This window comes from Calidithermus chliarophilus DSM 9957, from assembly GCF_000430045.1.
GTDB lineage: Bacteria > Deinococcota > Deinococci > Deinococcales > Thermaceae > Calidithermus > Calidithermus chliarophilus.
The window spans coordinates 544604-555447 of sequence record NZ_KE387023.1; the positions used below are offsets into that span (position 1 = coordinate 544604).

The window sequence follows — 10844 nt, forward strand, 5'->3', positions numbered from 1 at the left end:
GAAACCCGCCCGGCGATACGTTTCGGGACGAGTGCCCTACCGCAGGAACTGGCGGGCGGGCTCGTAGCCGAGGTTGACCGCCTGCTGGAAGGCGCGGCGGGCCTCGGCGTTGCGCGAGAGGGCCTGCAGGGCGATGCCCAGGTTGTACCAGGCCACCGCGTCGCGGGGGTTGAGGGCGACGGCCTGGTTGAGCAGGCGCTCGGCGTCGGAGTAGCGGTTGGCGGCGAGGTAGGCAGCGCCCAGGTTGGCGGCGGTGTCGCCGGTGGGCTCTAAGGCCTGGGCGCGCTCGAGGGAGCCGATGGCCGCCTCGTACTTCTTGAGCGCGAACTGCGAGCGGCCCAGGTAGAACCACGCCGCGCCCCGGTCGGCCTTGAGCTGCACGGCCTGGAGCAGCACCTCCTCGGCGCTGTCGTAGCGCTGCTGGAAGTAGGCGGCCTTGCCCTGCACGAACAGGGCCTCGGCCTTCTCGGCGCCGCTCGCCGACTTCGCCGCCAGCGCCGCGAGGCGCCCGGCCTCGGTGAACTGGCCCAGGCGGTCGTGGGTCAGCGCCAGCGCCAACGCCACGCGGGGCTCGTCGGGCATCTGGCCGTAGGCGGCCTGGAAGGCCTCGAGGGCGCCCTTGAAGTCGCCGTTCTGGTAGCGCACGCGGCCCAGGTCGTACTGGGCGGTCCAGAGCCGGGGGTCGAGGCGGGTGGCCTCGGTGAGGGCGTCCTGCTGGGCCTTGCCGCTGAGCAGCGAGGCCTTCTTGTAGACGAGCTGGGCCTTGACCTTGGCGTCCTGAACGGCGGCGATGGAGCGGTCGAGCTCGGTCACGGCCCGCTCGGGCAGGCCCTGGGCCACGAAGATGTCGGCCACCAGGCCCACCGCGCTGACGTTGCCGCGGTTCTGGTTGAGCAGGGTGTAGAGGTGGGGGAGCGCGTCGAGGGGCTTGTTGGCGCGGTAGAGGCTGTCGGCGAGCAGGAAGGTGATCTCCTGGTCGTTCTCGAACTTCTTCAGCGCGCCCACCAGGGTGGCGGCCGCGGCGTCGTACTGCTTCTGGTCGCGCTGGGCCTTGGCGAGCCCCAGGTAGGAGGTGCGCAGGTCGGCGGGGGCGACCCCGGCCTTCTCGCCCACCTCGATGGCCTTGGAGAGGGCCTGGGCGGCCTCGGCGGAAACCCCCAGGCGGTCGAGGGTCACGCCCAGGTTGAACCAGCCCTCGAAGCGGTCGGGGGCCAGCAGGGTGAGCTGGGTGAACTCGAAGCGGGCGCCCTTGAGGTCGCCCTGGCGGTAGAGGGCCAGCCCCAGGCAGAAGTGGCCGCTGTAGCTGGTGTACTCGCGGGTGACCACCTGTTCGCACAGTTGGGCGGCCTCGGCGTTGCGGCCCGCCTCGAGCGCGGCCAGACCCCGCTTGAGGGTGTCCTCCACGCTCGGCTGCTGGGCCCAGGCCAGCGAAGCGGCCACGAGGGCCATCCAGGTTCCCTTCATAGCGTATCTCCCGAAATCTTGGGTCATGCTGGCAGGAATTCTAGCATGTGGCCGGGGGCGGCTCGGGCCAGGGTGAACCAGCGAGTTGACACGGGCGCACCCCTTTGATACCCTGGCGAAGCTTGGCCGGAAGGCCCTCAGCGACGCGGGGTGGAGCAGTCTGGTAGCTCGTCGGGCTCATAACCCGAAGGTCACAGGTTCAAATCCTGTCCCCGCAACCAAAGCAGCGAAAACCGGCCCCAGGGCCGGTTTTCTTCGTTCATGAATCCCGGTTAATCAAAGCTTTAGACTGCCGCGACGCGCCCCAGGGCCTCGGCCGGGGTGCGGGCCCCCACGGCGTACAGCGCCACCCGCAGCTCCCAGAGGAAGTCCTCGAGCCAGGCCACCACCGCGTCGGGGCCCCGCAGGGCGGGCTCCAGCAGGGGCCGCGCCACCGCCACCGCCTGCGCCCCCAGCGCCAGGGCCTTGGCGGCGTCGGTGCCGCTGCGGATGCCGCCGGAGGCCACCAGCGGCAGGCCGGGCAGGGCCGCGCGGCACTCGATGAGGGCCTGGGCGGTGGGCAGCCCGACCTCGCAGAGCTCGGGGTGGCGCACCTCGCCGTAGCGCACCAGCTCCTCGACCCGCGCCCAGCTCGTCCCCCCGGCCCCGGCCACGTCGAGCGCGGCCAGCGGCAGGCCGGCGAGCCCCCGGGCCACCTCCCCCGAGAAGCCGTGCCCCACCTCCTTGAGCAGCACCGGGAAGGGGACTTCCCCCAGGACCTGCCCCAGCTTGGCCCTCAGGCCCGCGAAGTCGGTGTCGCCGCGCTGCACGGCCTCTTGCAGGGGGTTGGCGTGCAGGGCGAGGGCGTCGGCGCCCACCGCCTCGACCGCGCGGCGCAGGTGCTCGGCGGTGTAGCCCCGGTTGAGCTGCACCAGCCCCAGGTTGCCGATCAGCAGCGCGGTGGGGGCCACCTCGCGCACCTGGAAGCTGGCCCTGGTCTGCGGCTTCTCCAGCATCACCCGCTGGCTCCCCAGCATCATCCCCACCCCCACCCGCTCGGCGGCCTCGGCCAGCGCCCGGTTGATGCGCCCCCCGTGCTCCTCGCCCCCGGTCATGGCCCCGATCAGGAAGGGCGCGGCCAGCCGCTTGCCCAGGAAGCGGGTCGAGAGGTCCACGTCCTCCAGGCGCAGCTCGGGCAGTGCCCGGTAGGCCAGGCGGTAGCGCTCGAGCCCCGTGGTCAGGCGGGCGTAGTTCACGGGCCCCTCGAGGCAGACCTCGAGGTGCTTGCGCTTGCGGGCGGTGATGTCCATAGGGTCACGGGAGGCTAAAAGGGCAAAAGGTGAGAGGTGTTCTCCGCTTTTTACCTTTTCACCTTTTCACCCCTTCACCCTTCTGCCTCATGCTACGGGCTCCACGACCTGGGTCGAGAGCACGTCGGTGCCCTCTAAGGGCAGGCCGAAGTCCTGGGCGACGAGGCGGGCGGTCATCTTGGCCGACATCATCACGCTGGGGGTGCCCGCGCCGGGCTGGGCCCCCGCGCCCACCAGGTAGAGCCTGGCGACGTCCTCCGAGCGGTTGTGGGGGCGGAAGAAGGCCGACTGCGTCAGGACGGGCTCGGGGCCGAAGGCGTTGCCGAGGTGCGAGAGCAGGGTGTGCTCGAAGTAGTCGGGGGTGACGAAGCTTTTGTAGACCAGGCGCTCGGAGAGGTTGGGGAGGTAGCCGCGCTGCTCGAGGAAGCCCAGCACCTTGTTTGCGAAAGGCTCGCCCAGCAGCTCCCAGTCGAGCCCGGAGCCGTTGTGGGGCACGGGGACCAGGGTGTAGGCGGCGTGGTGGCCGGGCGGGGCCAGCGAGGGGTCGGTGAGGGTGGGGACGTGGAGGTACTGCGAGAAGTCCTTGGCCAGCACCTTGCGCCCGAAGATGTCCCTCAGCAGCTCCTCGTAGCGCGGCCCCAGGATGATGTTGTGGTGGCGCAGCTTCTCGCCCTCGCTGCCGTCGGCCTCGAAGCCGAAGTAGATCACCACCAGCGACATGCTCTGCCTGCGGGCCCGCACCACCGGGTCGGCGTTCCACAAGCGGTACTGCGGCTCGACAAGCTTGAGGTAGGTGTGGGCGTAGTCGGCGTTGGAGACCACCACGTCGGCTTGCAGCACCTCGCCCGAGGCCAGCGTGACGCCGGTGGCGACCTTCCGGCCGCCCTGGCGGGTCACGTTGATCCGGCTCACCTCGGCGCCGTAGCGGATATGCCCGCCGAGCTCCTCGAGCTTCCGCACGAAGCCCCGCACCAGCGCCCCGGTGCCGCCCATGGCGAAGTGGATGCCCCAGGTCTTCTCCACGAAGTGGATCATGGCGTAGATGGCGGGCACGCCCAGGGGGTTGCCGCCCACCAGCAGCGTCTCGAAGCTGAAGACCTGCTGCATCTTGGGGTTCTTGAAGTACTTCCTCGCGAAGGAGAACAGCGTGCGCACCGCGTCCAGGCGCAGCAGGTCGGGGACCACCCGCAGCATGGTGCCCACGTCGCCGAAGTGGGTGTAGCCGAGCTCGAGGAAGCCCCGCTCGAAGATGGCCCTCGCGTCGCGGTGGAAGTGCTCGTAGCCCTCGAGGTCTTCGGGGGCGAGTGCCCGGATCTGCTCGCGGGTGCGGATGGGGTCGCCGTCGTAGTCGAAGAAGGTGCCGTCGTCGAAGTAGATGCGGTAGAAGGGCAGGATGGGGACGAGGGTGACGTAGCGCGAGGTGTTGGGGCCGCCCGAGACGCCCTCCCGCACCCGCTTGTCCTCGCCCAGCACCGCGGGGGGGAAGTCGGGCTGGCCCAACCGGGGGTCGCCCCGGCCCAGGCTGAACAGCTCCTCGATGAAGTGGGGCACGGTGATGACGGTGGGGCCCATGTCGAAGGTGAAGCCCTGGGCCCGGCGCACGTAGGCCCGCCCGCCGGGGGCGTCGAGCTTCTCGAGCACGGTGGTGTCGAAACCCAGGCTGCACAGGCGGATGCCCATCGCCAGCCCGCCGATGCCGCTGCCGATGACGACGGCCTTCTTCACGGGCACCTCCCGCGGCGAGGGGGCGTGTGGGGCGCGTTCATGGGCCCGAGGATACCCCCGGGCCCGCGAGGACATTTAGCCGCGGGGATACAGTCTCGCCGCCCGACCCGGTAGGCTTTGGGCGTGAAAGCCATCCAGATCACCCGCACCGGCGGCCCGGAAGTGCTCGAGCTCACCCAGCTTCCTCTCCCCGAACCCGGCCCCGGCCAGGTGCGGCTCAAGGTGGAGGCGGCGGGGCTCAACTACGCCGACATCCTCACCGTGGCCGGGGAATACCTCGCGCGCACCCGCCTCCCGCTGGTGCCCGGCATGGAGTTCGCCGGGCGGGTGGACGCGCTGGGCGAGGGGGTCGGGGGCCTGCAGGAGGGCCAGTTGGTGGCCGCGCTCGCCGGGCAGGGCGGTTTCGCCGAGTACGCGGTGGTGCCGCTGCGGGCCCTGGTGCCGGTGCCCCCCGGCCTCAGCGCCCCCCAAGCTGCCGCCTTCCCGGTCTCGTACTACACCGCCTACTTCGCACTGGTGACCCAGGCCCGCGCCCGGCCCGGCGAGTGGGTGCTGGTGCAGGCCGCCGGGGGCGCGCTGGGCACGGCCACAGTGCAGGTCGCGCGGGCGCTGGGCCTGCGGGTGATCGCTACCGCCAGCACCGAGGCCAAGCTCGAGCTCGCCCGCGCCCTGGGGGCCGAGGTGACCTTGCTGGGCAGCCGGCCGGACCTGCTCGAGGCCGTGCGGGAGGCCACCGGGGGGCACGGGGTGGACGTGCTGGTGGAGGTGGTGGGCGGGGCGGGTTTCGCCCAGAGCCTCCAGATGCTGGCCTACCGGGGCCGCCTGCTGGTGGTGGGCTCGGCCAGCCGCGAGCTGGCCCAGATGAACCCGGTGAGCCTGATGAAGCGCAACCAGAGCGTCATTGGCGTGTGGCTCACCCCCTTCCTGGCCGACCCCCAGGCCCTGCAGGAGGCCACCGCCTTCCTCACCCCCCTGCTGGCCTCGGGCGCGGTGCGCCCGGTGGTGGGCAAGGTCTTCGCGCTCGAGCAGGCCGCCGAGGCCTTCGCCTACGTCACCGGCCGTCAGAGCAGCGGGAAGGTGGTGCTCACCCCGTAGAATCGGGCTCGTGGAAACGGAGACGCGAACCCTCGAGCTGGTCTTCCCCGAACACGCCAACCCCGGCGGCAACGCCTTCGGCGGCTTCGTGCTGGGCCTGATGGACAAGGTGGGCTCCTACGCCGCGATCCGGCGGGCCCGCAAGCGCTGCGTGACCGTGCGGGTGGGCGAGGTGGTCTTCGAGGTGCCCATCAAGGTGGGGGATTTGCTCGAGGTCGTGGCGAAGGTGGTGCGGGTGGGCCGCACCTCGATCACGGTGGAGGTCGAGGTGTACCGCGAAAACCTCAAGGAGGCCAAGGTGCTGGCGACGCGGGGCAACCTGACCTACGTGGCGATCGACGCGGAGGGCAGGCCGACGCCGGTGGATCCGGTGGAGTGAGGTGGGTCGATGGTCGATAGGCGATAGCTGATAGCCAAACGCAAGACGCCAGACGCCTTGTCACCCCCCTTAGCAAGGGGGGCCGGGGGGGGATACCCCTCCCCGCGCGCGGGGAGGGCTGGGGGGGTCCACCGCGAGCCACACACCCCGAGCCTTCCACTTACCGCTTACGGCTGAAAGCTGACCGCTGAGCGCTGAAAGCTGAAAGCTGCCGGCTGACAGCTGACGCCAGCACGTCCAGTGCGGCCAGGGTGAAGGCGGGGACGTTCATGCTGAAGAGGACGGGGAGTTCCTCGAGCAGCGTGGTGGACTCGTCGAGGAACTTGAGCACCTGGGGGGCCGGGCGGCGGCGGAAGAGGTCGCTGAAGGCTCGCGCACCCGGATAGCGCTTCTTGGCGAAGACGTTGAGCAGCACGCTGTCGTAGAAGGCGAAGCGGGCCGGGTTGCTCTGGGGCGCCGGGGGCCTGTCCTGGGCCAGGGATTGGGCGATGTGGCGGCACTGGTGTTGGATGCGCTGGAAGGTGTAGCCGGTCGAAGCCTTGGTCTGGCCCCCGGCGGTGCCGATGCGCAGGGTGCGCTCCCCGATGCGGGTGGGGAAAGGCGCGTCGGTCATGGGGATCATGCCCGCCTCGGTCTCGAGAACGCGGTACTGTGCGAGCCCCAGGTGCTCCCCGACGTAAGCCCGCAAGCCCTGCTCGTACTGGGCGTCGCTGAGCAGTTGCGCCGAGAACAGGGTGTACTCCACCAGCGCCCGCCGCTCGTCGAAGGGCAGGACGTAGACGAAGCGCACCTCGCCCTGCTGCTCGACGCGGAAGTCCATGAACGTGGCGACGCCGGGGTCGAAGGCGGGGCCGGGGGCCTCGAGCACCCAGCCGCGGAAATGCTGGAGCAGGTGCTGGTAGGGGGGGCGGGGGGCGAGGGGTGAGGGGAGGACGCTGCTGAAGACCCAGTCGGCGGTGTAGGTCTGGCCCTCCAGCCGCACGAAGCCGTCGCCGACGGCCTCGAGCTCGCCGTAGAGGCGGGTGAGGCGGGGCCAGCGGGCCAAGCGCTCGTCCATGTGGCGGTAGAAGTCGAGGCCGCGCAGCATCTTGTAGGCGTAGGGGGCGATGTCGAAGGTGCGGGAGAAGCCCGGGGCGTGGAAGGCCAGGCGCCCCCAGCGGCGGAAGATGATCGGCTCGAAGGGCCCCTCCCCCGCCTCCCAGAAGCACCAGGTGCGGTCGTTGCGGGTCTTGGGCGCGCGGTCGAGGAGGAGCACGCGGCGGTCGGAGAGCCCGGCGCGCTCGAGGTGGTGCAGCAGGCTCAGGCCCGCGGCCCCGGCCCCCGCGACGATGTAGTCGAAGTGTTGCGCCATGGCCTCAGGTGCTCAGCATACGCCGCGCCCGCTCATACCCCCCGCATCCACAGGGCCTTGGGCAGGAGCTTGAAGCGCTCGTAGGGCGAGAGCGCGGCGCGGCGGGAGAGGTTGTCCCAGCCGTTGTGCTCGAGCTTGTCGAGGATGCTTTGGTACTGCAGGGCGGCCAGGGCGACGGCGGCGCGGCCGTTGCGGAGGTGGCGCAGGCCGCGCAGGCCCTCGCGGTAGAGCCGGCGGGCCTCCTTAGCCAGCTCGCCCATCAGCGCGGCGTAGGCGGGCGTCACGCGCCCGTGGCGCAGGTCCTCGAGCGCGACCCCGTAGCGCAGGAGCAGTTCGGCCGGGAGGTAGACCCGCCCCAGCGCCAGGTCCTCGCCCACGTCGCGCAGGCAGTTGGTGAGCTGCATGGCCTGCCCCAGTTTGACCGCCGCCTCCTCGGCCTCGGGGCCCGCGCCGCCGATGGGTGCGATCATGCGGCCCACGGTGCCCGCCACCTGGTAGCAGTAGTTCATCAGCTCGGCGCTGCTTTGCAACCGCACCGCGCCCAGGTCGGCCGCGAAGCCCTGGTGCATGTCGGCGAAGGCTTCCCGGGGGATCTCCCAGCGCTCCAGCGCCCAGCTCAGGGCGCGTTCCCACTCGGCCTGCGGCTCGCGGGCATAGGCCCGGCCGAGCCCCTGCCACCAGCGCTCGAGGTCGGCGCGGGGGTCGGGCGACTCGTCCACCGCGTCGTCGCCCAGGCGGCAGGCGGCGTAGACCGCCCAGGCCCCCTTGCGGGCCTCGCCGCGGAAGAGCAGGCTCCCGAGGTAGAAGGTCGCCGAGTGGCGGCGGATGATCGCGGAGACTTCGGTCCAGTTGGGTTCCAAGGCGACCTCCTTTCGCGAGACGTACTGCCGTAAGGATGGGGCTACTCGCCGGTAGGGAGTTTTGTCCCCGCCACAAAGCCCGCCGAGCCCTCGCGCCAGCCCTCGAGCGCGAAGCCGAGCGGGGCCAGCAGGGCGAGGAGGTCCTCGAGGCGGGGGAAGCGCAGGCCGGCCCGCCCGAAGGCCCGCTGCAAAGGGCTGCCCGAGCGGTGGGTGAACACCAGCCACAGCCGCCCGCCGGGCCTGAGCACCCGCGCGACCTCGAGGGCCACCGCCTCGGGCTCGGCGAACTCGTTCCAACTCCCCCCCACCGCCACCCCGTCCAGGCTCGCCGCGCGCAGGGGCAGCGCCTCGGCCCGCGCCAGCAGGGGGACTAAGCCCCCGAGCCCCCGCGCCCGGCGCCGGGCCGCGCGCAGCATGGCCGGGGAGAGGTCGAGGGCGTAGACCCGGGCGGCCCCCGCCTGCAGCAGGGCCCGGGCGTACAGGCCCGTGGCGGTGCCCAGGTCGAGGAACACCCCGCCCCCCACGGGCTCGAGGCTCGCCCGCATCCGGCCCAGCTCCTCGCCCAGGGGGAAGGGCCGCCCCGACAGCAGCGAAAGCGCCCGCGCCCGCCAGGCCTCGTAGCCCCAGGCGGTGAGGGGCCAGAGGTTGACGGCGGCGGCCGGGCCCAGCGGCCGCCCGCCGCGGAAGTCGGTCCACTCCCCCGCCCGGGGCCACACCCGGCCGCAGCTTGTACAGGCGGCAGCGCCCTCCTGGAGGGCGCTCTTGCAGCGGGGGCAGGCGAGGCTTGACATAACCTGGACAACAATCTAGCATAGTCTTGTACAAAAGGTGAACACGATGCGCAAAGACATGGGGGTCTACACCATCGCGGAGGTCGAGGAGCGGGTCGGGCTGTCCTCCGCGCTCCTGCGGCAGTGGGAGCGGCGCTACGGCTTCCCCCGCCCCGAGCGCTCCCCCGGCGGGCACCGCCTCTACTCCGAGGCCGACCTCGACGCGTTGCAGGACATCAAGCGCTCCATCGCCGAGGGGGTCGCCCCGGCGCAGGCGGTCAAGCGCTACCTCGAGGGCCTCACCCAGGAGGGGCCGCGCCCCCCCGAGGCCCTCTCGCTCGAGCTCGAGAACGCCCTGCTCCAGGCCGACCTCGAGGCCGCCGAGCGCGCCCTCTCCGAGTCCTTCCGGCTGCACCCGCTCGAGGAGGTAGTGATGGAGGTGATCTCCCCGGTGCTCGGGCGCATCGGCGACGGCTGGCACTTAGGCCGCGTCAGCACCGCCCAGGAGCACCTGGCGAGCACCTACCTGCGCGGCCGCCTGCAGGAATTGCTCAACCTGATGGGCGGCTCGCTGGGCCCGGCGGTGGTCGTCTCGACGCTGCCCGGCGAGCAGCACGAGCTGGGCGGCCTGATCACCGCGCTGTTCCTGCGGCGGGCGGGCTACCAGGTGTTCTACCTCGGGCCCAACACCCCCCTGCAGGACCTGCGCGGTTTCGCGCGGCGCGTCGAGGCCCGGGCCGCGGTGCTCTCGGCGGTCCAGGCGGTCTCGCTGGAGTCCCTGCCCCAGGGCGCCCTCGCCGACCTGGCGCCGGTGGTGGTGGTGGGCGGCCGCGCGGCCGAGGGGCTGCCGGGATTGGTGGAGCGCCTGGGCGCGCGCTACCTGGGAAATGACCCCCGCGAGCTGGCCGACAGCCTGGCGCGGGTGCTGAAGGAGGGAGGACTGTGGTAAGCTCGACTCAAGCCTTTCGTTCCCCTGTACAACTTCCAGCTTCGTCCGTACGCCACGAGGAGCGTCGAGGTGACGTGTTCGCGGTAGGGGTGCTGCATTCGAGGAGGTGGGTTGATGAAACGCGTTCGCCGTAAGGAAGTGATCTACCGCGCGGGCGACCGGGCCGAGGCGCTGTACCAGCTCGAGCGGGGGTTGATCCGCATCGTCGAGATCCTGCCCGACGGGCGCCAGCTCACCCTGCGCCACGTGCTGCCCGGCGACTACTTCGGGGAGGAGAGCCTCGCCGAGCGCAACCACCGCTACACCGCCGAGGCCCTCACCGAGGCCGCGGCCCACGCCCTCGACCCCCGCGCCCTCTCCTCCGAGGACCTGCGGCAGGTCGCCAACAGCCTCGCCAGCCAGATGGGCCAGATGCACGCCTACGAAACCCACCTGCAGTGGGGGGAGCTCCGAAGCCGCATCTGCCGCTACCTGCTCTACCTCGCCGCCACCGCCGCCCACGGCCAGGACGAGCGCGGGGTCTACGTGACGGCCTCCCACGAGGAGATCGCCGACGCCACCGCCTCCACCCGCGAGTCGGTGAGCAAGCTCCTCTCCGACCTTCGCCACGAGGGCATCCTCGACACCGGCTACCGCAAGATCTACCTCGTGGACCGGCGCACCCTCGAGGCCGAGGCCGAGACGCGGCTGCTGGAAGCGGTGTGAGCAGGAAGGTCGAGGATCGGTGGCCGAGGGCTAGAAGCCGCCGAGCGCAAAGCGTTCGGCGTACGCCGTAGGACGTACGACTTGAGACACAGGAGACCGCTTTGAACGTCCTGCTCATCGGCGGAACGGGGTACGTGGGGAGCCACCTGACGCGCGTGCTGCTGGCGCGGGGGCACACGGTCCACACGCTCTCGCGCAAGGCCCGGCCCACGGGGCGGGTGGCGGGGGCGGGCCAGGGGGCGCGGCACGTGCGGGGC

The 10844-nt window shown here is 71.6% G+C and carries 10 protein-coding genes, 1 tRNA gene and 1 pseudogene; 6 read left to right on the plus strand and 6 right to left on the minus strand.

Annotated features, from left to right (window positions below; all coding sequences use genetic code 11):
- Positions 1–36: 36 nt before the first annotated feature.
- Positions 37–1464 (minus strand): tetratricopeptide repeat protein, encoded by a 1428-nt coding sequence (locus MEICH_RS0102645; RefSeq protein ID WP_027891325.1) that lies wholly within the window; start codon positions 1462–1464, stop codon positions 37–39.
- A gap of 144 nt (positions 1465–1608) precedes the next feature.
- Between MEICH_RS0102645 and MEICH_RS0102650 the strand changes: the two genes are divergently transcribed.
- A tRNA-Met gene (locus MEICH_RS0102650) sits at positions 1609–1685 on the plus strand.
- Positions 1686–1748: 63 nt separating this feature from the next.
- Here the strand turns inward: MEICH_RS0102650 and fni are convergent.
- Together fni and crtI are read right to left on the minus strand one after the other, a co-directional pair.
- A complete protein-coding gene (fni, locus tag MEICH_RS0102655) occupies positions 1749–2753 on the minus strand; it encodes a type 2 isopentenyl-diphosphate Delta-isomerase (RefSeq protein WP_027891326.1) in 1005 nt (334 codons plus the stop codon).
- Between the two features lie 87 nt (positions 2754–2840).
- Positions 2841–4478 carry a phytoene desaturase family protein gene (crtI, locus tag MEICH_RS0102660; protein WP_275052614.1) on the minus strand — a complete coding sequence of 546 codons (1638 nt, stop codon included), beginning with the start codon at positions 4476–4478 and terminating at the stop codon, positions 2841–2843.
- Positions 4479–4601: 123 nt separating this feature from the next.
- Between crtI and MEICH_RS0102665 the strand changes: the two genes are divergently transcribed.
- Together MEICH_RS0102665 and MEICH_RS0102670 are read left to right on the plus strand one after the other, a co-directional pair.
- On the plus strand, positions 4602–5573 hold the full coding sequence (locus MEICH_RS0102665; protein WP_027891328.1) for an NADPH:quinone oxidoreductase family protein: 972 nt from the start codon (positions 4602–4604) through the stop codon (positions 5571–5573).
- Between the two features lie 10 nt (positions 5574–5583).
- Positions 5584–5952, plus strand: a complete 369-nt coding sequence (locus MEICH_RS0102670; protein WP_027891329.1) for an acyl-CoA thioesterase — start codon at positions 5584–5586, stop codon at positions 5950–5952.
- 160 nt (positions 5953–6112) lie between these two features.
- On the opposite strand, the gene MEICH_RS23290 is transcribed toward MEICH_RS0102670, so the two are convergent.
- Genes MEICH_RS23290 through MEICH_RS0102685 form a run of 3 tightly spaced genes read right to left on the minus strand, consistent with a single transcriptional unit; the run spans position 6113 to position 8954 of the window.
- The gene (locus MEICH_RS23290) at positions 6113–7303 is read right to left on the minus strand and encodes a lycopene cyclase family protein (protein ID WP_051303857.1); all 1191 of its coding nucleotides are present in this window, start codon (positions 7301–7303) and stop codon (positions 6113–6115) included.
- Between the two features lie 32 nt (positions 7304–7335).
- Positions 7336–8163, minus strand: a complete 828-nt coding sequence (locus MEICH_RS0102680) for a phytoene/squalene synthase family protein (RefSeq protein ID WP_027891330.1) — start codon at positions 8161–8163, stop codon at positions 7336–7338.
- Between the two features lie 41 nt (positions 8164–8204).
- Complete coding sequence (locus MEICH_RS0102685) at positions 8205–8954, minus strand: class I SAM-dependent methyltransferase (protein ID WP_245587605.1); 750 nt, start codon at positions 8952–8954, stop codon at positions 8205–8207.
- A gap of 46 nt (positions 8955–9000) precedes the next feature.
- Between MEICH_RS0102685 and carH the strand changes: the two genes are divergently transcribed.
- The 3 genes and pseudogenes from carH to MEICH_RS28365 all read left to right on the plus strand — a co-directional run.
- Positions 9001–9882: an HTH-type transcriptional repressor CarH gene (gene carH, locus MEICH_RS0102690; protein ID WP_027891332.1), complete on the plus strand. Its 882-nt coding sequence runs from the start codon at positions 9001–9003 to the stop codon at positions 9880–9882.
- A gap of 114 nt (positions 9883–9996) precedes the next feature.
- A complete protein-coding gene (ldrP, locus tag MEICH_RS0102695) occupies positions 9997–10587 on the plus strand; it encodes a transcriptional regulator LdrP (RefSeq protein WP_027891333.1) in 591 nt (196 codons plus the stop codon).
- A 155-nt stretch (positions 10588–10742) separates the two neighbouring features.
- Positions 10743–10844: pseudogene (locus MEICH_RS28365) on the plus strand (complex I NDUFA9 subunit family protein); the annotation flags it as partial.

Excerpts from the sequence above, each read along its gene's own strand:
- fni (WP_027891326.1), bottom strand. The coding sequence starts at position 2,753 with ATGGACATCACCGCCCGCAAGCGCAAGCACCTCGAGGTCTGCCTCGAG.
- carH (WP_027891332.1), top strand. The coding sequence starts at position 9,001 with ATGCGCAAAGACATGGGGGTCTACACCATCGCGGAGGTCGAGGAGCGG.
- MEICH_RS23290 (WP_051303857.1), bottom strand. The coding sequence starts at position 7,303 with ATGGCGCAACACTTCGACTACATCGTCGCGGGGGCCGGGGCCGCGGGC.
- ldrP (WP_027891333.1), top strand. The coding sequence starts at position 9,997 with ATGAAACGCGTTCGCCGTAAGGAAGTGATCTACCGCGCGGGCGACCGG.
- MEICH_RS0102645 (WP_027891325.1), bottom strand. The coding sequence starts at position 1,464 with ATGAAGGGAACCTGGATGGCCCTCGTGGCCGCTTCGCTGGCCTGGGCC.
- MEICH_RS0102685 (WP_245587605.1), bottom strand. The coding sequence starts at position 8,954 with ATGTCAAGCCTCGCCTGCCCCCGCTGCAAGAGCGCCCTCCAGGAGGGC.